At 69.2% G+C, this 25,159-nt stretch carries 16 protein-coding genes and 1 riboswitch; of the genes, 1 reads left to right on the top strand and 15 read right to left on the bottom strand.

The annotated features are described in order from the left end of the window. Window positions 1-476: 476 nt before the first annotated feature. From tuf to glp, 15 genes are all read right to left on the bottom strand, one after another. Window positions 477-1,667: an elongation factor Tu gene (gene tuf / locus QL985_RS03055; protein WP_019309651.1), complete on the bottom strand. Its 1,191-nt coding sequence runs from the start codon at window positions 1,665-1,667 to the stop codon at window positions 477-479. A gap of 157 nt (window positions 1,668-1,824) precedes the next feature. Beyond that, on the bottom strand, window positions 1,825-3,939 hold the full coding sequence (fusA, locus tag QL985_RS03050; protein WP_019309652.1) for an elongation factor G: 2,115 nt from the start codon (window positions 3,937-3,939) through the stop codon (window positions 1,825-1,827). Between the two features lie 81 nt (window positions 3,940-4,020). Continuing rightward, on the bottom strand, window positions 4,021-4,491 hold the full coding sequence (gene rpsG / locus QL985_RS03045) for a 30S ribosomal protein S7 (protein WP_012397685.1): 471 nt from the start codon (window positions 4,489-4,491) through the stop codon (window positions 4,021-4,023). After that, window positions 4,491-4,865: a 30S ribosomal protein S12 gene (gene rpsL, locus QL985_RS03040; RefSeq protein ID WP_012397684.1), complete on the bottom strand. Its 375-nt coding sequence runs from the start codon at window positions 4,863-4,865 to the stop codon at window positions 4,491-4,493. The genes rpsG and rpsL overlap by 1 nt, the downstream gene beginning before the upstream one ends. A gap of 620 nt (window positions 4,866-5,485) precedes the next feature. Continuing rightward, a complete protein-coding gene (locus QL985_RS03035) occupies window positions 5,486-9,373 on the bottom strand; it encodes a DNA-directed RNA polymerase subunit beta' (RefSeq protein WP_259905776.1) in 3,888 nt (1,295 codons plus the stop codon). A 65-nt stretch (window positions 9,374-9,438) separates the two neighbouring features. Next, a complete protein-coding gene (rpoB, locus tag QL985_RS03030; RefSeq protein ID WP_259905777.1) occupies window positions 9,439-12,948 on the bottom strand; it encodes a DNA-directed RNA polymerase subunit beta in 3,510 nt (1,169 codons plus the stop codon). A 227-nt stretch (window positions 12,949-13,175) separates the two neighbouring features. Beyond that, window positions 13,176-13,919, bottom strand: a complete 744-nt coding sequence (locus QL985_RS03025; protein ID WP_259905778.1) for an MBL fold metallo-hydrolase — start codon at window positions 13,917-13,919, stop codon at window positions 13,176-13,178. A 153-nt stretch (window positions 13,920-14,072) separates the two neighbouring features. Beyond that, window positions 14,073-15,218: a glycine cleavage system aminomethyltransferase GcvT gene (gene gcvT, locus QL985_RS03020; protein WP_259905779.1), complete on the bottom strand. Its 1,146-nt coding sequence runs from the start codon at window positions 15,216-15,218 to the stop codon at window positions 14,073-14,075. Continuing rightward, a complete protein-coding gene (gene gcvP, locus QL985_RS03015; protein ID WP_259905780.1) occupies window positions 15,218-18,112 on the bottom strand; it encodes an aminomethyl-transferring glycine dehydrogenase in 2,895 nt (964 codons plus the stop codon). Before gcvP ends, gcvT begins: the two co-directional genes overlap by 1 nt. Before the next feature lie 160 nt (window positions 18,113-18,272). Further along, window positions 18,273-18,390, bottom strand: a riboswitch (glycine riboswitch). Window positions 18,391-18,580: 190 nt separating this feature from the next. Beyond that, on the bottom strand, window positions 18,581-18,967 hold the full coding sequence (gene rplL / locus QL985_RS03010) for a 50S ribosomal protein L7/L12 (RefSeq protein WP_259905781.1): 387 nt from the start codon (window positions 18,965-18,967) through the stop codon (window positions 18,581-18,583). Between the two features lie 125 nt (window positions 18,968-19,092). Further along, window positions 19,093-19,626, bottom strand: a complete 534-nt coding sequence (rplJ, locus tag QL985_RS03005; RefSeq protein ID WP_019309659.1) for a 50S ribosomal protein L10 — start codon at window positions 19,624-19,626, stop codon at window positions 19,093-19,095. Between the two features lie 414 nt (window positions 19,627-20,040). Further along, window positions 20,041-20,877 carry a formate dehydrogenase accessory sulfurtransferase FdhD gene (gene fdhD / locus QL985_RS03000; RefSeq protein ID WP_259905782.1) on the bottom strand — a complete coding sequence of 279 codons (837 nt, stop codon included), beginning with the start codon at window positions 20,875-20,877 and terminating at the stop codon, window positions 20,041-20,043. Window position 20,878: 1 nt separating this feature from the next. Next, on the bottom strand, window positions 20,879-22,078 hold the full coding sequence (locus tag QL985_RS02995) for a molybdenum cofactor biosynthesis protein MoaE (RefSeq protein ID WP_290147583.1): 1,200 nt from the start codon (window positions 22,076-22,078) through the stop codon (window positions 20,879-20,881). Then, window positions 22,075-22,572 carry a cyclic pyranopterin monophosphate synthase MoaC gene (gene moaC, locus QL985_RS02990; RefSeq protein ID WP_259905784.1) on the bottom strand — a complete coding sequence of 166 codons (498 nt, stop codon included), beginning with the start codon at window positions 22,570-22,572 and terminating at the stop codon, window positions 22,075-22,077. The genes QL985_RS02995 and moaC overlap by 4 nt, the downstream gene beginning before the upstream one ends. A 93-nt stretch (window positions 22,573-22,665) precedes the next feature. After that, on the bottom strand, window positions 22,666-24,015 hold the full coding sequence (glp, locus tag QL985_RS02985; RefSeq protein ID WP_259905786.1) for a gephyrin-like molybdotransferase Glp: 1,350 nt from the start codon (window positions 24,013-24,015) through the stop codon (window positions 22,666-22,668). Between the two features lie 66 nt (window positions 24,016-24,081). Here glp and moaA point away from each other — a divergent pair, with 66 nt between their 5' ends. Continuing rightward, window positions 24,082-25,158, top strand: a complete 1,077-nt coding sequence (moaA, locus tag QL985_RS02980) for a GTP 3',8-cyclase MoaA (protein WP_259905788.1) — start codon at window positions 24,082-24,084, stop codon at window positions 25,156-25,158. Window position 25,159 lies beyond the last annotated feature (1 nt).

Genomic DNA, 25,159 nt, shown 5'->3' with positions numbered 1-25,159 from the left:
TGAGTGGTTGTCCGCGGCGCGGCCGCGCGGTGCTGCGTGCGTCACGAGTGCTTCGGCTACACAACTGCATTGCACCCGGTTCCTGCGACGTACGAGGCGTTGGTGCCGCCGCGCGTGAAGCACGCGCCGCTGAGCGAACAACAGCGACCATTCTGCCAGAGAGAACAGCAGCGGCGCAACCTGGGAGACCGCACCTGGGACGCTCGCCCGGGCCGAACGACGTCGCCCCGCCCGACTCGGGAACGCGAGGTCAGGTGGCCGCCGCCGGTAGTCCCAGGTGTCATGCACCGGGGCGCACCGCTGCGACAGCGATCGCCGGCCGCCGGCGGCGTCGACCCGCGGCACCGGGTCACCGGGGAACCTGGGGACGTGAAAACCTCGGCGTAGCTCGCGGGTACGACGAAGCCCCGTGGTTCCGGGGAACCACGGGGCTTCGCAAGGGATTAGTTCAGAACCTCTCCCCGATCATCATATGATCACTTGATGATCTTGGTCACACGACCCGAGCCAACGGTGCGGCCACCCTCGCGGATGGCGAAGCCGAGGCCGTCCTCCATGGCGATCGGCTGGATCAGCTCGACCGTCATCTCGGTGTTATCGCCGGGCATGACCATCTCGGTGCCCTCGGGCAGCGTGATGACGCCGGTGACGTCGGTGGTGCGGAAGTAGAACTGCGGACGGTAGTTCGAGTAGAACGGGTTGTGACGCCCGCCCTCTTCCTTGGACAGGATGTAGACGTTGGCCTCGAAGTCGGTGTGCGGGGTGATGGAACCCGGCTTGCACACGACCTGGCCGCGCTCGACGTCATCACGCTTGAGACCGCGCAGCAGCAGGCCGCAGTTCTCGCCCGCCATGGCCTCGTCCATCTGCTTGTGGAACATCTCGATGCCGGTGACCGTGGTCTTCTGCACGGGGCGGATGCCCACGATCTCGACCTCGGAGTTGATCGGCAGGGTGCCGCGCTCGGCGCGGCCCGTCACCACGGTGCCACGACCGGTGATGGTGAAGACGTCCTCGATGGGCATGAGGAAGGGCTTGTCGGTGTCACGGATGGGATCCGGCACGTTCTCGTCCACGGCCTCCATGAGGTCCTCGACGGACTTGACCCACTGGGCGTCGCCCTCGAGGGCCTTCAGAGCGGAGACGCGCACCACGGGGGCGTTGTCACCGTCGAAGCCCTGGTCCGACAGCAGCTCGCGAACCTCCATCTCGACGAGGTCGAGCAGCTCTTCGTCGTCCACCATGTCGGACTTGTTCAGCGCAACCAGCAGGTAGGGCACGCCCACCTGGCGGGCGAGCAGCACGTGCTCGCGGGTCTGCGCCATGGGGCCGTCGGTGGCGGCGACCACGAGGATCGCGCCGTCCATCTGAGCCGCACCGGTGATCATGTTCTTCACGTAGTCGGCGTGACCCGGGGCGTCCACGTGGGCGTAGTGACGCTTGTCGGTCTGGTACTCGATGTGCGCGATGTTGATCGTGATGCCGCGCTGCTTCTCCTCCGGGGCGGAGTCGATGGCACCGAAGTCGCGCTGCTCGTTGACGTCCGGGTACTTGTCAGCCAGGACCTTGGAGATTGCAGCGGTGAGCGTGGTCTTGCCGTGGTCAACGTGGCCAATGGTGCCAATGTTGAGGTGCGGCTTGGTGCGCTCGAACTTGGCCTTCGCCATGATGTGTTCCTCCTAGAACATTGAGGTGAGACTTGCTCGACTGCTCCGGGCACCGGAGCATGTGACCACAGCGCATCGGCGCTGAGCGTGTCGAAACCTGTGCAAGTCTACTTCTGGATTACGAATTTACTGAAATCTCGGGGCGAACCCCGATGGCTCACTCGCCGCGGTTCTTCTGGATGATCTCCTCGGCCACGGCCTTGGGAACCTCTGAGTAGCTGTCGAACTGCATCGAGTACACGGCGCGACCCTGCGTCTTGGAACGCAGGTCGCCGATGTAGCCGAACATCTCGGACAGCGGCACCAGAGCCTGCACGAGCTTGACACCCGTGACGTCCTCCATGGACTGGATCTGGCCACGGCGGGAGTTCAGGTCGCCGATGACGTCACCCATGTACTCCTCGGGCGTGCGGACCTCGACGGCCATGAGCGGCTCGAGCAGCACCGGGTTGGCACGGCGCGCACCCTCCTTGAACACCATGGAGCCGGCGATCTTGAACGCCATCTCGGAGGAGTCGACGTCGTGGTAGGCGCCGTCGACCAGCGTGGCCTTGACGCCCACGACCGGGTAGCCGGCGAGGATGCCGAGCTGCATGGCGTCCTGGATGCCGTGGTCCACGGAGGGGATGTACTCGCGCGGCACGCGACCACCGGTCACGGCGTTGTCGAACTCGTACAGCTCCTCGGCGTCCAGGGGCAACGGCTCGAAGGAGACCTGCACCTTGGCGAACTGGCCGGAGCCACCCGTCTGCTTCTTGTGGGTGTAGTCGACCTTCTCGACAGCCTTCTTGATGGTCTCGCGGTAGGCCACCTGGGGCTTGCCCACGTTGGCCTCCACGCGGAACTCGCGCTTCATGCGGTCCACCAGGATGTCCAGGTGCAGCTCGCCCATGCCGCCGATCTCGGTCTGGCCGGTCTCGTCGTTGAGGGACACCGTGAAGGTGGGGTCCTCGGCGGAGAGCTTCTGGATGGCGGTGGAGAGCTTCTCCTGGTCGCCCTTGGTCTTGGGCTCGATGGCCACGAAGATCACGGGCTTGGGGAAGCTCATGGACTCCAGCACGATCGGGCTGGACGAGTCGCACAGGGTGTCACCCGTGGTGGTGTCCTTCAGACCGATGGCCGCGTAGATGTGACCGGCGGAGATCTCCTCCACCGGGTTCTCCTTGTTGGAGTGCATCTGGAAGAGCTTGCCGATGCGCTCGCGCTTGCCCTTGGTGGAGTTCAGGACCTGCTCGCCGGCCTTGGCCTTGCCGGAGTACACGCGGATGTACGTGAGCTGGCCGTAGAACGGGTGCGACGCGACCTTGAACGCCAGCGCGGCGAACGGGCCGTTGGCGTCTGCGGTGCGGGTGAGCACCTCTTCCTCGTCGTTCACAGCGTGACCCTGCACGTCCTCCACGTCGAGCGGGGAGGGCAGGTAGTCCACCACGGCGTCGAGCATGGGCTGCACGCCGCGGTTCTTGAACGCGGAGCCGCACAGAACGGGGTACGCGGCGGAGGAGATGGTGAGCTTGCGGATGCCGAGCTTGATCTCGTCCTCCGTCAGCTCCTCGCCGCCGAGGTACTTCTCCATGAGGTCGTCGTCGGCCTCGGCCACGGCCTCGACCAGCTGGTTGCGGTACTCTGCGGCGCGGTCCTGGAGGTCCTCGGGGATCTCACGGGTCTCGTACTTGGCACCCAGGGAGACGTCACCCTTGGAGTCGCCCTCCCAGACCAGGGCCTTCATGGTGATGAGGTCGACCACGCCCACGAAGTCGTTCTCCGCGCCGATCGGCAGCTGCAGCACGAGCGGGGTGGCACCCAGACGGGACTTGATGGTGTCCACGGTGAAGTAGAAGTCGGCGCCCAGCTTGTCCATCTTGTTGACGAAGCAGATGCGGGGCACTTCGTACTTGTCGGCCTGGCGCCACACGGTCTCGGACTGGGGCTCCACGCCCTCCTTGCCGTCGAAGACCGCCACGGCGCCGTCGAGCACGCGCAGGGAGCGCTCGACCTCGACCGTGAAGTCCACGTGACCCGGGGTGTCGATGATGTTGATCTGGTAGTCGTGCCAGTAGCACGACGTCGCGGCGGAGGTGATGGTGATGCCGCGTTCCTGCTCCTGGGCCATCCAGTCCATCGTGGAGGCACCGTCGTGCGTCTCGCCGAGCTTGTGGTTGATGCCCGTGTAGAACAGGATGCGTTCGGTGGTCGTGGTCTTACCGGCATCGATGTGAGCCATGATGCCGATATTGCGGACCTTGTTGAGGTCGGTAAGCACGTCGAGTGCCACGATGGTTCCCTTCGTAAAAGGTGGTGCCGGGCCCTGGAAGTCGGCCCCGCGGATCCGCGGGGCCGACAGGACTACCGAATTTTACCAGCGGTAGTGGGCGAAGGCCTTGTTGGACTCGGCCATCTTGTGGGTGTCCTCGCGGCGCTTGACAGCGGCACCGAGGCCGTTGGAGGCATCGAGGATCTCGTTCTGCAGGCGCTCGGTCATGGTGTTCTCACGACGGGCCTTGGAGTAGCCCACGAGCCAGCGCAGGGAGAGCGCCTGGGCGCGACCGGCCTTGACCTCGACGGGCACCTGGTAGGTGGCGCCGCCGACGCGACGGGAGCGGACCTCGAGGGCCGGCTTCACGTTCTCCAGGGCCTTCTTCAGGGTGGCCACCGGATCGGAGTTGGTCTTGTTGCGCACACCTTCGAGGGCACCGTAGACGATGCGCTCGGCGGTGGACTTCTTGCCGTCCTGCAGGACCTTGTTGATCAGCTGCGTGACCACGGGCGAGCCGTAGACGGGATCGACGACGAGGGGGCGCTTGGGAGCGGGACCTTTACGAGGCATTACTTCTTCTCCTTCTTGGCGCCGTAGCGGGAGCGGGCCTGCTGGCGACCCTTGACACCCTGGGTGTCGAGCGCGCCGCGCACGATCTTGTAGCGGACACCGGGGAGGTCCTTCACACGACCGCCGCGCACGAGCACGATGGAGTGCTCCTGCAGGTTGTGGCCCTCGCCGGGGATGTAGGCGGTGACTTCCACGCCGCCGTTGAGCTTGACACGGGCCACCTTGCGCAGCGCCGAGTTCGGCTTCTTGGGGGTGGTGGTGAACACGCGGGTGCAGACGCCGCGCTTCATGGGGTTCCCCTTGAGCGCGGGAGCCTTGGTCTTCACGACCTTGGAGTGCCGGCCCTTGCGGACCAGTTGCTGGATAGTTGGCACAGTGCCTCCTGTTGGAGCGGAGTCCGGTGGTTGCCGGGCCCGCCGGTGACGGAACATTGATCCCGGGGTGCTCGCGGGCAGGTTCCGCGCCGCGGATCCTCCCCTGAGCATGACGAAAGATGGCATCTAGGTACAGGGTGCGTACCACAGGACAGGGTCCGATTTGCCATCTCATTGCAGAATGCCCGGAATCGAGCAATTCTGCCCCATCGTATCAGACCCGTCCGGTCCGCGGAACCGGAGAGGGACCGTCCTGGAAACTCCCGCGAGCCGTCGCGGCCTCACGTGCGGGCCACCCGCCGGACAGCAGCCCGTGCGGCCACCCTTCCACCACGCGCCGGCCCGGTCTGGACAACTGTTTTCGTTTGCCTTATGGGCTGGCAGTGGAAGCTTCGTGCGCGGTCAACTGCATGCGTTTGTTCTTTGATCTCGGCTCTCACCAATCTGCGCCCCTTCCCCCTGCGGCCGTCCGCGTCTGGACCAACGACAGGAGCCCGGACACGACGAAGCCCGGGTGGACCTCCCTCGTGCGGGAGACCCACCCGGGCCGGGTCGGAACTCAGTCGCTCTTCACCACGCAGTCACCGCGCCCGTGGCGCGGGACCGGCAGTGCGGGCGACTCAGTTGCCGAAGTCGTAGTCGTCCAGCGGGATGGCCTGGAACTCGGAGCCCAGTCCGCCGGCGTTCTCCTCGGCGTAGCTGAAGTCGGCGAACGCGGACGGGTCCGTGAACATCTGGGCCTTCGCCTCCTCGGTGGGCTCCACGTCCACGCTGTTGTACCGGTCCAGACCGGTACCCGCGGGGATGAGCTTGCCGATGATGACGTTCTCCTTGAGACCCAGCAGCGGGTCCGACTTGCCCTCCATGGCGGCCTGCGTGAGCACACGCGTGGTCTCCTGGAAGGACGCGGCGGACAGCCACGAGTCCGTGGCCAGCGAGGCCTTGGTGATGCCCATGAGCTCCGGACGACCGGCGGCGGGACGGTTGCCCTCGGCCACCGCACCGCGGTTGGCCTCGAGGAAGCGCACGTTGTCCACCAGCTCACCCGGCAGCAGCGCGGTGTCACCGGACTCGATGATGGTCACGCGACGCAGCATCTGCCGGACGATGACCTCCACGTGCTTGTCGTGGATGCCCACGCCCTGTGAGCGGTATACGCCCTGAACCTCGTCCACGAGGTGCTTCTGCGCCTCGCGGGGCCCGCGGATGCGCAGCACCTCCTTGGGATCCACCGCACCGGTGACGAGCTGCTGGCCGACGTCGACGTGCTCGCCGTCCGCCACGAGCAGCTTGGCACGGCGCAGTACCGGGTAGGCGAACTCCTCGTCGCCGTTGTCCGGGACCACCACGATCTTGAGGGACTTGTCGGTGTCCTCGATGCGGATCCGACCGGCCACCTCGGAGATCGGGGCCACGCCCTTGGGGGTGCGGGCCTCGAAGAGCTCCTGGATTCGGGGCAGACCCTGCGTGATGTCACCGTCCGAGGACGCCACACCACCGGTGTGGAAGGTGCGCATGGTCAGCTGGGTACCGGGCTCGCCGATGGACTGCGCGGCCACGATGCCCACGGCCTCGCCGATGTCCACCAGCTGGTTGGTGGCCAGCGACCGGCCGTAGCACGCGGCGCACACGCCCACGGCGGACTCGCACGTCAGGACCGAGCGCACGCGCACCTGGTCCACACCGGCGTTGTAGAGCTTCTCGATCATGGCGTCGGACATGTCCGCGCCGGCCTCGGCCAGCACCTCGCCGTTCTCGTCCGCCACGGCGCTGGCCAGCACGCGGCCGTGCACCGTGTTCTCCACGTCCTCGCCGAGCGTGCGCACGCCGGTGTCCGTGATGTCCGCCAGCGGCAACGTCAGACCGCGCACGGTCTGGCAGTCCGACTCGCGCACGATGACGTCCTGCGAGACGTCCACCAGACGACGGGTCAGGTAGCCCGAGTTGGCGGTACGCAGCGCGGTGTCCGCGAGACCCTTTCGGGCACCGTGGGTCGCGATGAAGTACTCCAGCACCGACAGGCCCTCACGGTAGGAGGACTTGATCGGACGGGGCATGATCTCGCCCTTGGGGTTGGCCACGAGGCCACGGATGCCGGCGATCTGGCGGACCTGCATCCAGTTGCCTCGAGCGCCCGAGGACACCATGCGGTTGATGGTGTTGGTGGGCTCCAGGTTGTCGCGCATGGCCTGCGCAACCTCGTCGGTGGCCTTGGACCAGATGTCGATGAGCTCCGAGCGGCGCTCGTCGTCGTCGATCAGACCCTTGTCGTACTGGCCCTGGATGCGCGCGGCCTGCGCCTCGTAGCCCTCCATGATGGCAGGCTTCTCCGGCGGGGTCGCGATGTCCGAGATGGCCACGGTGACGCCCGAGCGCGAGGCCCAGTGGAAGCCGGCGTCCTTGAGGTTGTCCAGCGTCTTGGCCACGCGGGTCATTGGGTAGCGCTCCGCGAGGTCGTTCACGAGCGCGGACAGGTGCTTCTTGTCCGCGACGTTCTCGTCCCAGGGGTAGTCCTCGGGCAGCGTCTCGTTGAACAGCACGCGCCCCAGGGTGGTCTCCACGACGGCGGGCTGACCCGGCTCCCAGCCCTCCGGGGCCTCCCAGCCCGCGTAGGGCACGAAGTCCTCGAGGCGGATCTTGCACTTGGCGTTGAGGTGCAGCTCGCCGGAGTCGTTGGCCATGATGGCCTCGGCCACGGAGGAGTAGCTGTTGCCCTCCCCCGCCCAGCCCTCACGCACGGTGGTGAGGTGGTACAGGCCGATGATCATGTCCTGCGAGGGCAGGGCGATCGGCTTGCCGTCGGAGGGCTTGAGGATGTTGTTCGAGGACAGCATCAGCACACGGGCCTCGGCCTGCGCCTCCGGGGACAGCGGCAGGTGAACCGCCATCTGGTCACCGTCGAAGTCCGCGTTGAACGCGCCGCACACGAGCGGGTGCAGCTGGATGGCCTTGCCCTCCACGAGCTGCGGCTCGAAAGCCTGGATGCCCAGACGGTGCAGGGTGGGCGCACGGTTCAGCAGCACCGGGTGCTCGGTGATGACCTCTTCCAGCACGTCCCACACCTGGGGGCGGTAGCGCTCCACCATGCGCTTGGCGGACTTGATGTTCTGCGCGTGGTTCAGGTCCACCAGACGCTTCATCACGAACGGCTTGAACAGCTCCAGCGCCATCTGCTTGGGCAGACCGCACTGGTGCAGCTTCAGCTGCGGGCCCACCACGATCACGGAACGACCGGAGTAGTCCACGCGCTTGCCCAGCAGGTTCTGACGAAATCGTCCCTGCTTGCCCTTGAGCATGTCGGACAGCGACTTCAGGGCACGGTTTCCCGGGCCCGTGACGGGACGACCGCGGCGACCGTTGTCGAACAGCGAGTCCACGGCCTCCTGCAGCATGCGCTTCTCGTTGTTCACGATGATCTCGGGGGCACCGAGGTCCAGCAGACGCTTCAGGCGGTTGTTGCGGTTGATCACGCGACGGTAGAGGTCGTTGAGGTCGGAGGTCGCGAACCGGCCACCGTCCAGCTGCACCATGGGACGCAGCTCCGGCGGGATCACCGGGACGGCGTCCAGGACCATGCCCAGCGGGGAGTTGTCCGTGGTGAGGAACGCGTTGACCACCTTGAGGCGCTTCAGGGCGCGGGTCTTGCGCTGGCCCTTGCCCGTGGCGATGGTCTCGCGCAGCGCCTCGGCCTCGGCCGCGAGGTCGAAGGTCTCCAGGCGCTTCTTGATGGACTCGGCGCCCATGGAGCCCTCGAAGTACATGCCGTAGCGGTCCACCATCTGGCGGTACAGGGCCTCGTCGCCCTCGAGGTCGTTGACCTTGAGGTTCTTGAAGCGGTCCCAGACCTTCTCGAGGTAGTCGATCTCGCGGTCGGCGCGCTTGCGCACGTTGGCCATCTGGCGGTCGGCGGAGTCGCGCAGCTTGCGCTTCTCGGCGGCCTTGCCGCCCTCCTCCTCGACGCGTGCGAGGTCGTTCTCGAGATCACGCGCGATCGCGTTGATGTCCGCGTCCCGGGTGTCCTCGAGCTGCTTCTTCTCGCGGTCGATCGCGGCCTGCAGGTTGGGCAGGTCGTCGTGACGGGCCTGCTCGTCCACGGACGTGATCATGTACGCCGCGAAGTAGATGACCTTCTCGAGGTCCTTGGGCGCGAGGTCCAGCAGGTAGCCCAAGCGCGAGGGAACGCCCTTGAAGTACCAGATGTGGGTCACGGGAGCGGCGAGCTCGATGTGGCCCATGCGCTCACGCCGCACCTTGGCACGCGTGACCTCCACGCCGCAGCGCTCGCAGATGATGCCCTTGTAGCGCACACGCTTGTACTTGCCGCAGTAGCACTCCCAGTCCCGGGTGGGACCGAAGATCTTCTCGCAGAACAAGCCGTCCTTCTCGGGCTTGAGCGTGCGGTAGTTGATGGTTTCCGGCTTCTTGACCTCGCCGTAGGACCAGCCGCGGATCTGATCCGCGGTGGCCAGGCCGATCTGCATGAGACCCAGTGAAGAATCGTTGGACATAAGGTCCTGTCCCTCTTTCGTAAAATCCTGAAGTGTGACGAGCTGATCTGTGGACGAGCGGGGTCTCAGACCTCTTCGACCGAGCTGGGCTCGGAGTGGGAGAGGTCGATGCCGAGCTCGTCGGCAGCCCGGAAGCTGTCGTCCTCGGAATCACGCATTTCCACTGCGTTGCCGTCCGCGGAGAGGACCTCCACGTTCAGGCACAGGGACTGCATCTCCTTGATGAGCACCTTGAAGGACTCGGGCACACCCGGTTCGGGGATGTTCTCGCCCTTGACGATGGCCTCGTACACCTTCACGCGGCCGTGGACGTCGTCGGACTTCACGGTGAGCAGCTCCTGGAGCGTGTAGGCGGCGCCGTACGCCTCGAGCGCCCACACCTCCATCTCGCCGAAGCGCTGACCGCCGAACTGCGCCTTACCGCCCAGCGGCTGCTGGGTGATCATGGAGTACGGGCCGGTGGAGCGGGCGTGGATCTTGTCGTCCACCAGGTGGTGGAGCTTCAAGATGTACTGGTAGCCCACGGAGACCGGGTCCGGGAACGGCTGACCGGAGCGGCCGTCGAACAGCCGGGCCTTGCCGGAGCGCCCGATCAGGCGCTGACCGTCCCGCGTGGGGTTGGTGTGGTCCAGCAGGTCGAAGATCTCGTCCTCGCGGGCGCCGTCGAACACCGGGGTGGCCACGTTGGTGGGACCGGAGCTCTTGGGGAAGTTGCTGAGCCCCTTGAGCCACTCGGGGTCGCCCTCGATGTTCCAGCCCTGCTTGGCCAGCCAGCCGGTGTGGACCTCGAGCACCTGGCCCAGGTTCATGCGCCCGGGCACGCCCAGCGGGTTCAGGATGACGTCCACCGGGGTGCCGTCCTCCATGAACGGCATGTCCTCGACGGGCAGGATCTTGGAGATGACGCCCTTGTTGCCGTGGCGTCCGGCGAGCTTGTCGCCGTCCGTGATCTTGCGCTTCTGCGCCACGTAGACGCGCACCACCTGGTTGACGCCGGCGGGCAGGTCGTCGTCCTCGTCCTCGCGGTCGAAGACGCGCACGCCGATCACGGTGCCGGACTCGCCGTGGGGCACCTTGAGGGAGGTGTCGCGCACCTCGCGGGACTTCTCGCCGAAGATGGCGCGCAGCAGGCGCTCCTCCGGGGTCAGCTCGGTCTCGCCCTTGGGCGTGACCTTGCCCACGAGGATGTCGCCGGCCTGGACCTCGGCACCGATGTGGATGATGCCGCGCTCGTCCAGTGCGGAGAGCACCTCCTCCGACACGTTCGGGATGTCACGGGTGATCTCCTCGGCACCGAGCTTGGTGTCGCGGGCGTCGATCTCGTGCTCCTCGATGTGGATGGACGTGAGGACGTCCTCGGAGACCATGCGCTGGGAGAGGATGATGGCGTCCTCGTAGTTGAGGCCCTCCCAGGACATGTACGCGATCAGCAGGTTCTTGCCCAGTGCGAGCTCGCCGTGGTCCGTGGAGGGACCGTCGGCGATCACCGTGCGGGGCTCCACGCGCTGGCCCTCGGACACGATCACGCGCTGGTTGTACGTGTTGCCAGGGTTGGAGCGCACGAACTTGTTGATCGGGTAGAGCTTGGTGGTGCCGTCGTCGTTGAGCACCGTGACGAGGTCCGCGGAGACCTCCTCGACCACGCCCGGCTTGGTGGCCAGAACGGAGTCGCCGGCGTCGAGCGCGGCGTAGCGCTCCATGCCGGTGCCCACCAGGGGCGCCTCGGAGGTGAGCAGCGGCACGGCCTGACGCTGCATGTTGGCACCCATGAGCGCGCGGTTGGCGTCGTCGTGCTCGAGGTACGGGATCAGGGCGGTGGCCACCGACACCATCTGGCGCGGGGAGACGTCCATGAACTCGATGTCGGTGGGCTCCACCAGCACGGCCTCGCCGGAGCCGTCGGAGGCACGCGCGAGGACGGCGTCCTCGGCGAAGTGCCCGTCTTCGGTCAGGGGCGCGTTGGCCTGCGCGATGGTGAGCCCGCGCTCGTCGTCCGCGGTGAGGTAGACGACGTCGTCGGTGACGGTGCCGTCCACGACCTTGCGGTAGGGCGTCTCGATGAACCCGAACGGGTTGATGCGCGCGTAGGTCGCGAGCGAGCCGATCAGACCGATGTTGGAGCCCTCAGGGGTCTCGATCGGGCACATGCGGCCGTAGTGCGAGGGGTGGACGTCACGGACCTCCATGCCCGCGCGGTCGCGCGAGAGGCCACCGGGGCCCAGCGCGGACAGGCGGCGCTTGTGGGTCAGACCCGCGAGCGGGTTGTTCTGGTCCATGAACTGCGACAGCTGGGAGGTTCCGAAGAACTCCTTGATCGCGGCCACCACGGGGCGGATGTTGATCAGGGTCTGGGGCGTGATCGCCTCGACGTCCTGGGTGGTCATCCGCTCGCGCACCACGCGCTCCATGCGGGAGAGGCCGGTGCGGATCTGGTTCTCGATCAGCTCGCCCACGGCGCGGATGCGACGGTTGCCGAAGTGGTCGATGTCGTCCACGTCCACGTGGATCTCGCGGGCCTCGCCGTCGCGGGTGCCGGGCATGGTGGAGCCGCCGTCGTGCAGGGTGACGAGGTAGCGGATCATGGCCACGATGTCGTCCAGGGACAGCACGGAGGCGTCCGGGTCCGAGAACGGCTTGTCCAGACCCAGCTTGCGGTTGAGCTTGTAGCGGCCCACCTTCGCGAGGTCGTAGCGCTTGGGGTTGAAGTACATGTTGTCCAGCAGGGACTGCGCGGCGTCGACCGTGGGCGGCTCCCCCGGACGCAGCTTGCGGTAGATGTCCAGCAGGGCGTCCTCGCGGGACTCCGTGGTGTCCTTCTCCAGGGTGGCGCGGATGGAGTCGAACTCGCCGAACTCCTCCAGGATCTTGGCCTCGCTCCAGCCCAGCGCCTTGAGCAGCACCGTGACGGACTGCTTGCGCTTGCGGTCCAGACGGACGCCCACCTGGTCGCGCTTGTCGATCTCGAGCTCGAACCACGCACCGCGCGAGGGGATGATCTTGGCGGAGTAGATGTCCTTGTCGGACGTCCGGTCCTGGCCCTTCTCGAAGTAGGCACCCGGGGAACGCACCAGCTGGGACACGACGACGCGCTCGGACCCGTTGATCACGAACGTGCCCTTCTCCGTCATCAGCGGGAAGTCGCCCATGAACACGGTCTGCTGCTTGATCTCGCCCGTGTTGTTGTTCATGAACTCGGCCTTGACGTACAGCGGCGCCGAGTACGTGGCGTCGCGGTCCTTGCACTCGTCCATGGTGTACTTCGGGTCGTAGAACTCCGGCTCGGAGAACGAGAGGGACATGGTCCCCTGGAAGTCCTCGATCGGGGAGATCTCCTCGAAGATGTCCGAGAGCCCGGACGTGGTGGACACGCTGGTGTCACCGGTCTCCTGGGCCTCGACCACGCGGGCCTGCCAGCGCTCGTTGCCCACCAGGCGGTCGAAGCTGTCGGTCTGCAGCGCGAGCAGGTTGGGGACGTCCAGCGGTTCGTGGATCTTCGCGAAGGAGATGCGACGCGGAATGTTGTCGCTCGTGGGGTGGTTGGCGGAGACGTTCGTATCGGTGCTCGAGGCGACCAAGATGTGATCCTTCCACAGACATGCAGTGAATACGCGAGGTTCCCGGGGAGAGAGAAAGGGGCCGGTGACGACGAGTGTCGCGGACCGCCCCTGCGGCGCCCACCGCTATATGAAGGCACGCATGTATAAGGGACAACGCAAAGCACTAGCTTAGGCGAACCGCCGGAGCTTGTCCACACCCTTGCTGGACGAAACCCCACCCGGGCCGTAAGATGCCCGGCCGTCCCTCAGGCGACGCCGTTAGCGCGCGCCTCCGACGCCGCCCGGACCGCCCCGAGCCGCCACGGATCTCCGTGACCGGGCAGCACCAGGGCCGCGCCGGTGTCCGCGATCGCAGCGAGGGAGTCCAGGGCCATGTCCGCATCCGCGGTGGCGGCGCCGGCCACGATGCGCGGCCCGGTCAGACCGGTGTAGGGGTCGAGGGTCACGAGGGCGTCGCCCGTGATCACCGCGTCGGAGTCCGGCAGGTGCAGCGCACAGTGTCCCCAGGTGTGCCCCGCGGTGGCCACCACCCGGGGGCTGCCCGGGACGGGAACGATCTGCCCCGCGGTGAGCTCCCGGGTGACGGCCACCCCGCGCACGGCGGCGGCCCCGCCCGCGAGCATGGATCCCAGGACGGGAACGGCCCGGGGATGGCGCAGCGGGTACAGCGCGGTGGGTCGTTCGTGGGCGTAGGAGTAGGGGTGCGCCGCGAGGTGGCGCTCGTTCACGTGGGCGTGCACGGGGATCCCCAGGCGCCGCACGAGCCTGGCTGCGACCCCCACGTGGTCGAAGTGCGCGTGGGTCAGCACGAGAGCCCGGATGTCCTGCGGCGTCCTCCCGAGCTCGCGCACCGCCCACCCCAGCTCGTTCCACACCCGCGGCAGTCCCGCATCCACGAGCGTCAGCCCGCGCGAGTCCTCCAGCAGGTAGCAGTTGACGTGGTGGTTCTGGATCATGTGGATCCCGGGGGCGACGTCTCGCAGGAACACGGTGTCTCCTTCTCCGCCCGCCCCGCTCACGCGCGGCGGGCCTCTCCCGGCCCGCACGGTGGTCGGGTGTCACACGACGGAGCGGGCCTGCCAGGAGGCTACTCCCGACAGGCCCGCTCGTGGCACCACCCCTGGGGGTCGTGCGCGGTGCGATCAGCCCCGCTTGTAGAACGGCATTCCGGTCTGCGCGACCTCGACGCCGCGGCCGCGGGCGTCCTGGACGCTCACGTTCCCGGCCTCGATCTCGGCGAGCGCGTCCGTGGCCACGAGGGCCATGGCCACGGGCTTGCCCAGCGTGGGCGAGGGCAGGCCGCTCGTGACCTCACCGACGGTCTGCTCCCCCGCCAGCACCGTGTACCCCGCACGGATGGGCTTGCGTCCGAGGCCCTCCAGCCCGATCAGGGTGCGCTCGGGGGCGTTCTGCAGCATGGCGGCGAGGGCGTCGTGGCCCACGGTGCGGGTCCCGGCCTCGTCCTTCTTGCGCAGGGCGATCTCCACGAGCTTGCCCAGTCCAGCCTCCACGGGCGTGATCTCGGTCGAGAGCTCGTGCCCGTACAGCGGCATGCCCGCCTCCAGGCGCAGGGAGTCCCGCGCCGCCAGTCCCGCCGGCTGCACGGGTGCGTCCTCGGTGCCGAGCTCCTCGGCGGTCGCGAGCAGGGCGTTCCACAGGGTTTCCGCGTCGGCGTTCGCGCAGTACAGCTCGAAGCCGTCCTCGCCGGTGTAGCCCGTGCGGGCGGCCAGCACGTCCGCACCGCCGCAGCGGGCGACGGCGCACGCGTAGTACTTCAGGCCGGCCACCTCCTCGGCGGGGTCCAGACCGGTGGCCCGGAGCACCTCGAGCGCCCGGGGGCCCTGCACGGCGATCAGGGACGTCTCCGGCCCCTGGTTCTGCACCGTGACGTCGAAGCCCTCGGCCCGCTGCTGCAGCGCCTCGACCACCGTGTCCTGGTTGCCGGCGTTCGGCACCACGAGGTAGCGGTCCTCGCCCAGGCGGTAGGTGATGAGGTCGTCCAGCACGCGGCCGTCCTCGTCCACGATCACCGAGTACTTGGCCCGACCCACGCCGATGCCGGAGAGCACACCCACGAGGGCGTGGTCCAGGAAGGCCCCGGCCTGCGGCCCGGTCACCTCCACCTCGCCCATGTGGGAGAGGTCGAAGATCCCGGCGCCGCGGCGCACGGCGTGGTGCTCGGCGGTGTCACTCGCGTAGCGCACGGGCATGGACCAGCCGCCGAAGTCCGTGAACCGGGCCTCCAGACGCTCGTGGGCCGCGTGCAGTGCGGTCTGACGCTCGCTCATCACTTCTCCTCTCCGGACGCGGCGGCGTGCGCGGCGTCGAACGCTTCGATCGGCGGGCACTCGCACACCAGGTTCCTGTCACCGGCGGCGTTGTCGATGCGACCCACGGGGGGCCAGTACTTCACACGGCGCAGCCCCGACACGGGGTAGCCGGCCTGGCTGCGGGAGTAGGAACGGTCCCACTCGTCCGCGGTGAGCACCTGCGCGGTGTGCGGCGCGTGGCGAATCACGGACTCCTCCAGGGAGACCTTCCCGTCCGCGATCTCCTGCATCTCCGCGTGGATGGTCCGCATGGCCTCGATGAAGCGGTCCAGCTCCTCGATCCCCTCGGACTCGGTGGGCTCCACCATGAGGGTGCCCGCCACGGGGAACGCCAGCGTGGGCGCGTGGAAGCCGAAGTCCACGAGCCGCTTGCACACGTCCTCGGCCGTGATGCCCGAGACCTTGGTCATGGGACGCAGGTCCAGGATGCACTCGTGGGCCACCAGCCCGCCGTCCCCCGTGTAGAGCGTGGGGAACACGTCCGAGAGCCGGCGGGAGATGTAGTTCGCACCCAGCACGGCCGTGCGGGAGGACTCGGTGAGCCCCTGTGCCCCGGTCATGGCGATGTACATCCACGTGATGGGCAGGACGCCCGCGGAGCCGTGCGGCGCCTGGGCCACGGGGAAGCCCGCGCCGCGCTCGTCGAGGTCTGCCGTGGCCGGGTTGCCGGGCAGGTACGGCACGAGGTGCTCGGCCACGGCCACGGGGCCCACGCCGGGTCCGCCGCCGCCGTGCGGAATGCAGAACGTCTTGTGCAGGTTCAGGTGGGACACGTCCCCGCCGAAGCGGCCGGGACGTGCGAGGCCCATGAGCGCGTTCAGGTTGGCGCCGTCCACGTAGACCTGCCCACCGGCGTCGTGCACCGCGGCGCAGACCTCGGTGATGTCGGTGTCGTACACGCCGTGGGTGGAGGGGTAGGTGACCATGATGCCGGCCAGCTCGTCACCCACGGTGTCGATCTTCGCCCGGAGGTCGTCCTGGTCGATCGTGCCGTCCTGGGCGGTGGCCACCACCACGACCTTGAGGTCGGCGAGCACCGCGGACGCCGCGTTGGTGCCGTGCGCCGAGGAGGGGATCAGGATGGTCTTGCGCTGGTGCTCGCCGCGGTCCACCTGGTAGCGGCGGATGGCCAGCAGACCGGCCAGCTCGCCCTGGGAGCCCGCGTTCGGCTGCACGGAGACCGCGGCGTAGCCGGTGATCTCCGCGAGCCAGTCCTGCAGCTGCTCGATGAGCTCGGTCCACCCGCGGGTCTGGTCCTCGGGGGCCAGGGGGTGGATGCTCGCGAACTCGGGCCACGAGATGGGCTCCATCTCCGCGGCCGCGTTGAGCTTCATGGTGCACGAGCCCAGCGGGATCATGGTGCGGTCCAGCGCGAGGTCCTTGTCCGACAGCTCGCGCAGCCAGCGCATGAGCGAGGTCTCCGAGCGGTGGGTGTGGAACACCGGATGGGTCAGGTACTCGTCCGTGCGCAGCAGCGTCTCCGGCAGCTCGTACGCGGAGCCGTCCGCGGCGGACTCGCCCTCGGACGCGCCGCACGCCTCGGTCACCGCGGTGAGCACCTCCGCGACGTCCCGGTCCGTGTGCGGCTCGCCGAAGCTCACGCCCACGGTGTCCCCGTCAACGCGGCGCAGGTTGTACCCGCGGTCCGCGGCGGCGGCCACGACGGCGTCGGCCTGGCCCGGCACGGAGAAGGTCACCGTGTCGAAGAAGCGCTCGTGGGCCACCTCGATGCCACGGGCCCGCAGTCCTGCCGCGAGGTCCGCGGCCATGCCGTGCAGCCGCTCGGCCAGGGCGCGCAGCGCCACCGGGCCGTGGTGCACCGCGTACGCCGCGGCCACGATGGCCAGCAGCGCCTGGGCGGTGCAGATGTTGGAGGTGGCCTTCTCGCGGCGGATGTGCTGCTCGCGCGTCTGCAGCGCCAGGCGGTAGGCGGGGGCACCGGACGAGTCTGTGGACACGCCCACGATGCGCCCGGGCAGGGAGCGCTCCGTGCCCTTGCGGGACGCCAGGAACGCCGCGTGGGGGCCGCCGAAGAACAGGGGCACACCGAAGCGCTGGGCGGAGCCCACCGCGATGTCCGCGCCCATCTCCCCCGGGCTGCGCAGCATGGTCAGGGCGAGCAGGTCCGTGCTCACGCTCACGAGCGCTCCGGCCTCGTGGGCGGCCTCGATCACGGCGGTGGGATCGGTGACGTCCCCGTCCGCGCCGATCTGCGCGACGACGACGCCGAAGAAGTCACCCTCCGAGATCGCCTGCGCGGCGGCCTGGGGATCCCCGAGGTCCGCGAGCACCAGTTCGATGCCCGCGGCGCGCGTGCGTCCGGTGAGCACCGCCAGCGTCTGCGGCAGGCTGCGGCTGTCCACGAGGACACGCATGCTCTTGGAACGGCGGTTGGCGCGGCGCATCATGAGCACCGCCTCGGCCACGGCGGAGGACTCGTCCAGCAGGGACGCGTTCGCGACCTCCAGGCCGGTGAGGTCGATGACCGCGTTCTGGAAGGTCAGCAGCAGCTCCAGGCGGCCCTGGGAGATCTCCGGCTGGTACGGCGTGTAGGACGTGTAGAAGCCCGGGTTCTCCAGGATGTTGCGGCGGATCGCGGCGGGCGTCACGGTGTCGTGGTAGCCCTGGCCGATCATCTGGCGCATCACGGTGTTGCGGGAGGCGATCCGGCGCAGCGCGGACAGCGCCTCGGGCTCGTCCAGGGGCTCGGGCAGGTCGAGCGACTCGCGCATCCGGATGCTCTCCGGGACGGCGCGGTCGATCAGCTGGTCCAGGCTCTCGGCACCCACGGCGCCGAGCATGGTGGTGAGGTCATCGGCGTCGGGACCGATGTGGCGTGACAGGAAGGACATGCGAAAGTCTCCTGGGCTGCTCGTGGGCACGGCGTGCCCGATGAGTCCTCCCCGCTCTGTTCCATGACCTGAGAGATTTCGCCGGGGCCGCCCGCGGCGTACCACCGACCTGCCCCGCCGGTGCTCCCCGGCCCGCAGGACGGTGAGCTCTTCAGAGTGGCCTGGTGCGGCGGTACGGGTGCCTGAGAGATTCCCGGGGAGGGTTTGCTCCTTCGGCGATGGCGCGGTCCCGGACGGTTCCCCGCCCCCGACCCGCCACGCTCTCCCGCCGCACTGTGACGGCCGAATGGTCAGGAGACAGTTTCGCACATCACACCGACGACGTGAACGCCCCCGGCCGAGGAGCGGCCCACGAGACCCGGAACGCACAGAACCCCGCACCGTGCGGTGCGGGGTTCTGCAGGGAGCCGGTCGGGCGGCGTCAGAGAACGCTCGCTCGGGCGCGGCAGGCGCGCGAGGCGCCGGGAATCACTTGACGGTGACGGTGGCGCCGGCGCCCTCGAGGGCTTCCTTCGCCTTGTCAGCGGCTTCCTTGGTGGCGCCTTCGAGGACGGCCTTGGGGGCGCTGTCCACGAGGTCCTTGGCTTCCTTCAGGCCCAGGGAGGTCAGGCCGCGAACTTCCTTGATGACCTGGATCTTCTTGTCACCGGCGGACTCGAGGACGACGTCGAACTCGGTCTTCTCCTCCTCGGCGGCACCGGCGTCGCCGCCGGCGGGGGCTGCACCGGCCACGGCCACGGGGGCGGCAGCGGTGACGTCGAAGGTCTCCTCGAAGGCCTTCACGAAGTCGGACAGCTCGATGAGGGACAGTTCCTTGAAGGCCTCGATGAGCTCTTCGGTGGTCAGCTTAGCCATGGTGTTGGCTCCTTACTTGTACGTGGTGCCGGAGCGGGTGGCTCCGACGAGGTGTGCGTGGGAAGAACACGGGTCTGTGCGGGACGGGGCCCGACCACCCGGAACCTGGGGTTCCCCGGAGGGGATCAGGCAGCGCTCTCGCCCTGCTCGTCCAGCTTGGCGCGCAGCGCATCCGCGGTGCGCACAGTCTTGGACAGCGGGGCCTGGAACAGCGCGGCGGCCTTGGACATCGACGCCTTGGCGGCACCGGCGACCTTGGCCAGCAGAACCTCGCGGGACTCGAGGTCCGCAAGCTTCTTGATCTCGTTCTCGTCCATTGCGACGCCGTCCAGGTAACCGCCCTTGACGACCAGCTGGGGGTTGTCCTTGGCGAAGTCACGCAGGCTCTTGGCGGCCTCGACGGCGTCACCGGACACGAAGGCGATGGCCGAGGGGCCGGTGAGCTGGCCCTCGAACGCCTCGATGCCCGATTCACGCGCGGCAATGGCGGTGAGCGTGTTCTTCACCACGGCGTATTCGGCGTTCTCACCGAGTGCACGGCGCAGCGTCTTCAGCTGAGCCACGGTGAGCCCGCGGTACTCCGTCAGGACGGCAGCGTGCGAGTTGGAGAACAAGTCCTTCAACTCTGCAACCGCGGCAGCCTTTTCAGGATTCGCCATGGTGCTCCTTCCTTACATGTGGATGCCGGCTCCGTGTCCGCCGGAGGCTGACACGACAAAAGCCCCGCGCAGATGCCCGGGGCTCGACCATGCTCGGATTCACACACGTGAGTACGTGTTCCGATGAAGGATTCGTGCTGGTTCACCTGCGCTGGACGGTCCTCGTTGCCGAGAACCTCTTAGACCACGCGCACCGAGGTGCGCATGATGACCGGCGGTCTTTGGTACCACCACCGTACCCCAGGGGCGTGGGCCCACGCAATTTCCCGCGGTCACCGCCCACCCGGGGCGTGGTCGTGAGCACGGGTGGGGTCGGGAGCGGCCCCTCCCCGCGGCGCGACGGTTGCGCTGCGTCGGCCGCCCGGCGGAGTGACCGCCCAGCGAGGTGACGGCGCGTCTTGACGGTCGCGCGGGTCATCGTCCCGTGATGCGCTCCGCAAGGGTGTAGACGTTGCACCGGCCCCGGCGGTTGAAACCCACCACGGTGACACCGCGCTCGCGCCCCGCACTGACGGCGAGCGCCGAGGGCGCGCTGACGGCCGAGAGCACGGGGATCCCGGCCATGGCCGCCTTCCCCACGAGCTCGAAGGATGCTCGTGCGGAGACCTGCAGCACCACCTCGTCCAGGGGGAGCAGCTCTCGTTGAACGGCCCACCCGACCACCTTGTCCACGGCGTTGTGGCGACCCACGTCCTCCCGGACCACGAGGGGCTCGTCCCGCCCCACGGGGAAGAGGGCCGCGGCGTGGACTCCCCCGGTGGCGTCGAAGATCCGCTGGTGCCCGCGCAGCTCATCCGGCAGGGAGACGAGCCGTGCCGCGCTCACGAGGGGGCGGGGCGGGGCCACCGGGTGGGCGCTCGGCTTCGCCACGGAGTCCAGGGACGGCGTGCCGCACACCCCGCACGAGGAGCTCGTGAACACCTGGCGCCGCGCACCGCGGTCCGGGCCCGGAGCGCGGGGGGAGAGCCGCACGTCCACCACGTTGTACGTGCGGTGCCCGTCCTGGTCCACACCGGAGCGGTAGTCCATCTTGAGCACGTGGGCGATCTCGGTGATCACGGCCTCGCTCAGCAGCAGGCCGGTCACGAGCTCGAAGTCGTCCCCGGGGGTGCGCATGGTCACGGTGAACGGCTCACCGTCCAGGCGGATCTCCATCGGCTCCTCCCCCGCGAGCCGGTCCGGCCCAGCGGCGACCTCCCCCGAGGCGTCGAAGCTCCGCACGCGGGCGGGGACGATTCTGCGCGCCACCATCTCAGGCGTCCAGTCCCACCCAGGTGTGCCGCCCGTCCTCGAAGCTCTCCCGCTTCCAGATGGGCACGCACTCCTTGATGCGGTCCACCAGCCGGGAGCACGCCGCGAAGGCCTCCGCTCGGTGGGCCGCGGCCACGGCGACCTCCAGGGCGCTGTCCCCCACGGCGAGCGCCCCGATGCGGTGCTCGGCCCACAGCCGGACCCCCGGGTGCTCACGGGCGACCTCGCGCACCGTGTCCGTCATGACCTGCTGGGCCGCGGGGTGCGCACTGTACTCGAGCCCCGTCACACCGCTCCTGCCGCCGTCGTGGTCGCGGATCACCCCGCTGAAGCCGACCACCGCACCGCAGCCGGGGTCGGCCACCTCGCGCCGGGCGAGGTCCCCGTCGAGCGGTTCCTCCGTGATCCGAGCCCGGAGCACGTGGTCTGCCGCCTCCGACCCGCTGCACGGGTCACCGCCACCCGGGGACGACGCCGCCGCGTCCGGGTCCGCGGCCCGGGCGGCGTCGTGCGCCGGCCCGGGCCCGGAGGCGACCGTGCTGCCGGCCGCCACCTGGGCGTCCGCGTCGTCCGGGTGGGAGTCGCCCTCGGCGGCGGGGAGAACCTCGTCCCCGGAGCGGGTCACCGAGCGGTCCTCCCCGTGGCCGTGGACGTCCTCCAGCTGGGCGCTGATGTGGTCGATGAGGGGATCCAGCACCGCCATCCCGTCCTTGACCCCGCCGCGCGAGCCCGGGAGGTTCACCACGAACGTCCGCCCCACCTGACCGGCCACGCCGCGGCTCATCGCGGCGGTGGGAGTCTTCTGAAGTCCCTGCGCCCACAGCGCGTGCACGATGCCCGGGGACTGCCGTTCCAGCACCGCGGCGGTGGCCTCGGGAGTGACGTCGTCCGAGTTCAGCCCCGTCCCCCCAGAGGTGACCACGAACCGCGGCCCCTCCTCCGTGTGGGAGTGCGCAGTGAGACGCCGCAGTGCGGCAAGCACCTCCGGTCCGTCCGGAACCACGTGCACCCGGCTCCGCAGGCCCCTTCCCTCGAGCCAGTCCCGCAGCACAGGTCCGCACAGGTCCTGCGCCGTTCCCGCGGCCGCGGAACTGGAGACGATCACGACCTCCGCCCGGCGTCCCACCAGGTGGAAGTCGCCGATCTCGTCCCGGTGGGCCGGACGCCGGGCGCCCACGTGCCGCTCGCCGTGTCCGCTCACGATGCGCTCCAGTCACCGCTCTTGCCGCCCGACTTGGCCAGCACCCGGGTGTCCTCGATGCTGGCGGCCTTGTCGACGGTCTTGACCATGTCGTACAGCGTGAGAGCCGCCACGCTCGCGGCGGTCAGCGCCTCCATCTCCACACCGGTGACACCGCGGGTGCGCACGGTGGCCTGCACGACCACCCTGTCCCGCTGCGGCTCGAGGTCCACGGTCACCTTGCTCAACGGCAACGGATGGCACAGGGGCACCAGCTCCGGCGTGCGCTTGGCCGCCATGATGCCCGCGATCCGAGCCACGGCCAGGGCGTCACCCTTGGGCAGGTCCCCGTTCGCGAGCAGCTCGACCACGTCCGGGCGCGTGACGAGCACGGCCTGGGCCGTGGCCTCCCGGGACGTCACGGCCTTCTCGCTGACATCCACCATGTGCGCCGTGCCGTCCTCGCGCACGTGCGTGAGACGCTGCGGCGTCCTGTCCTCGGGCTGATCGCTCACTGTTCTCCTTGTGGTCGTGCGCCGTGGGGCGCCGTGCGTGTCGTGTCGTGGTGCGCACCGGGCTCACCGGCCGGGCGGGTGTGCGTTCCGGTCTCACGGTCCGTTCCGAGCTCCGCGAGGTGCCCCGGCCGCCTCGTCCGAGGTCTCCGAGCACCGGGTCACCACCCCGCCGTCGAGGACGAGCACGTCCATCTCGGTCCCCCGGGGCAGGGTACCGGTGCCGGGCGGGATGCGGACGAGCACGTCCGCCCGCGCGGCCGCGGTCAGCAGGTGGGAGGACGCGCCGCCCACCAGCGCGACCCGCGCAGGCGCGGTGGGCAGCAGCGTGCCCCGACGCAGCTGGGTGCGGGATTCCAAGGGCTCCACCGGGGCGTCCAGCCGGGCAGAGGTCCAGCGCGCGGGCGGGCAGCAGGCCCACACGTCCGCGAGCGCGGCGCGCAGGAACACCTCGCACGAGACCCACGTGCTCACGGGATTGCCCGGCAGGCACAGCACGGGTGTCCCCCGGAGCAGCCCGCAGCCCTGCGGGCCGCCGGGCTGCATGTCCACGTGGCCGAACCACATCCGCGTGCCCGCCCGTTCAAGACCCTGCCGCACCACTTCGAAGGCACCCGCGCTGATGCCTCCGCTCGTGACCACGAGGTCCGCGCGTGACTCCTCCAGTGCCGCACGGAGGGCACCGAGGAACGCGTGGGGGTCGTCGTCCACGCGCAGCCGGCTCACGCGCGCGGCACCGTGGCCGGTGAGCCACGCCTCGAGCAGCGGCCCGTTCGCGTCGTGCACGGACCCCGCGGGCAGCGGTCTGCCGGCGGGCACCACCTCGTCCCCGCCACTGACCACGAGCACACGCGGACCGTGCTGCACCGTCACCGGGTCCTCCCCCGTGAGCCCGAGCGCCGCGCACGCCCCCAGCGCGGCGGCTCCGAGCACCGTTCCGGCGGGCAGTGCCACCTCCCCCCGGGCGACGTCGCTGCCGGCCTCCCGCACGAAGCTGCCCTCCCGCGGGACGTCGGCGGCGGCAACCGTGACGGTGGGGGTGTCGAAGCGCGGGGGCAGGACGCGCTCCACGGGGATCACGGCATCGGCTCCCTCGGGGAGCACTGCCCCGGTCATCACGGCGGTCGCGGTGCCGGGGACGTGGGGCGCCGGGGCGGCCCCGGCGGCGCGGGTGCCGTGCACGGGGAGCGTGACCTGCCCTGCCCTGTGCGCGGGGGCGAGGTCCGCGACCCGCACCGCGAAGCCGTCCATCTGCGAGTTCGTGTGGGGTGGCAGGTCCAGAGGAGCCACGAGATCCTCCGCGAGCACGCGCCCGCGAGCCGCCGCCAGTGGAACCGGCCGTGCGGCGTCGTCCTCGCGGCCCCGGGCGCGGGCGCAGCGGAGCAGGGCCCGGACCGCCTCCCGGTGCTCGGAGATGGTGCGGTGCGCGGACGGGGTGCGGGACATGGGTCCAGGGTAGTCACCCTCCCGGGGGCGGCGAGGGTGTCGGGGTGGAGACCTACACTGGTGCGCATGTCCGTTTTCCTCGGCAACCCCCAAGTGCTTCCCACGCGGGGAGTGCCCACGCAGGGACCGCTGACGGACCGTTTCGGACGAACCGCCACGGACCTGCGCATCTCCATCACCGACAAGTGCAACCTGCGGTGCACCTACTGCATGCCCGCGGAGGGCATGCAGTGGCTCCCCCGAGAGTCCCTGCTGACGGTCGAGGAGATCGTGCGGCTCGCACGCATCGCCGTGACCGAGTTCGCAGTGCGGGAGATCCGCCTCACCGGGGGTGAACCTCTCATCAGACCGGATCTCGAGCAGCTGGTGCGGGCCCTGCGCACCGCGCTGCCGGGCGTGCCCGTGTCCATGACGAGCAACGGGATCGGCCTGGCCGCTCGCGCGCAGGGGCTCGCGGACGCGGGCATGACACGGGTGAACATCTCCCTGGACACCCTGTGCGCGGAGACCTACGAACGCCTCGCTCGCCGCGGGCGGCTCACCGAGGCGCTGGACGGCGTCGCCGCGGCCCAACGCGCGGGGATGAGCCCCGTGAAGATCAACGCGGTGCTGATGCGGAACGTCAACGAGCACGAGGCACCCGAGCTGCTGCACTGGGCGCTCGAGAACGCGTGCGACCTGCGCTTCATCGAGCAGATGCCCCTGGACGCGGACCACGGCTGGACCCGGGAGAACATGGTGACCGCCGCGCAGATCCGCGAGAGCCTCTCCCAGGACTTCGACCTCGCCCCGGACACCGCGCCCCGGGCCGGTGCACCCGCCGAGAAGTTCCTCGTGCGGCGGAAGGCCGAGGACCGGGTGGTGGGCACCGTGGGCATCATCGCCTCGGTGACCGAGCCGTTCTGCGAGGACTGCACGCGCACCCGCATCACCGCCGAGGGCCACGTGCGCTCGTGCCTGTTCTCCCACCACGAGACCGACCTCATGCACCTCCTGCGCTCCGGCGCCACCGACGCCCAGGTGACCCAGCGCTGGCGCGAGGCCATGTGGGTCAAACCCAGGGCGCACGGGATGGACCACACCGGTCTGGACTCCGGGGACTACATCCAGCCGGACCGCAGCATGAGCGCGATCGGGGGCTGAC

This window comes from Kocuria sp. APC 4018 (assembly GCF_030407675.1).
GTDB lineage: Bacteria > Actinomycetota > Actinomycetes > Actinomycetales > Micrococcaceae > Kocuria > Kocuria rhizophila.
Note: the sequence above shows the minus strand (reverse complement) of the source record. Positions and strands in the feature narration are given on the sequence as shown.

Excerpts from the sequence above, each read along its gene's own strand:
- tuf (WP_019309651.1), bottom strand. The coding sequence starts at position 1,667 with ATGGCGAAGGCCAAGTTCGAGCGCACCAAGCCGCACCTCAACATTGGC.
- rpsG (WP_012397685.1), bottom strand. The coding sequence starts at position 4,491 with ATGCCTCGTAAAGGTCCCGCTCCCAAGCGCCCCCTCGTCGTCGATCCC.
- QL985_RS03035 (WP_259905776.1), bottom strand. The coding sequence starts at position 9,373 with ATGTCCAACGATTCTTCACTGGGTCTCATGCAGATCGGCCTGGCCACC.
- gcvT (WP_259905779.1), bottom strand. The coding sequence starts at position 15,218 with ATGAGCGAGCGTCAGACCGCACTGCACGCGGCCCACGAGCGTCTGGAG.
- gcvP (WP_259905780.1), bottom strand. The coding sequence starts at position 18,112 with ATGTCCTTCCTGTCACGCCACATCGGTCCCGACGCCGATGACCTCACC.
- rplL (WP_259905781.1), bottom strand. The coding sequence starts at position 18,967 with ATGGCTAAGCTGACCACCGAAGAGCTCATCGAGGCCTTCAAGGAACTG.
- rplJ (WP_019309659.1), bottom strand. The coding sequence starts at position 19,626 with ATGGCGAATCCTGAAAAGGCTGCCGCGGTTGCAGAGTTGAAGGACTTG.
- fdhD (WP_259905782.1), bottom strand. The coding sequence starts at position 20,877 with ATGGTGGCGCGCAGAATCGTCCCCGCCCGCGTGCGGAGCTTCGACGCC.
- glp (WP_259905786.1), bottom strand. The coding sequence starts at position 24,015 with ATGTCCCGCACCCCGTCCGCGCACCGCACCATCTCCGAGCACCGGGAG.
- moaA (WP_259905788.1), top strand. The coding sequence starts at position 24,082 with ATGTCCGTTTTCCTCGGCAACCCCCAAGTGCTTCCCACGCGGGGAGTG.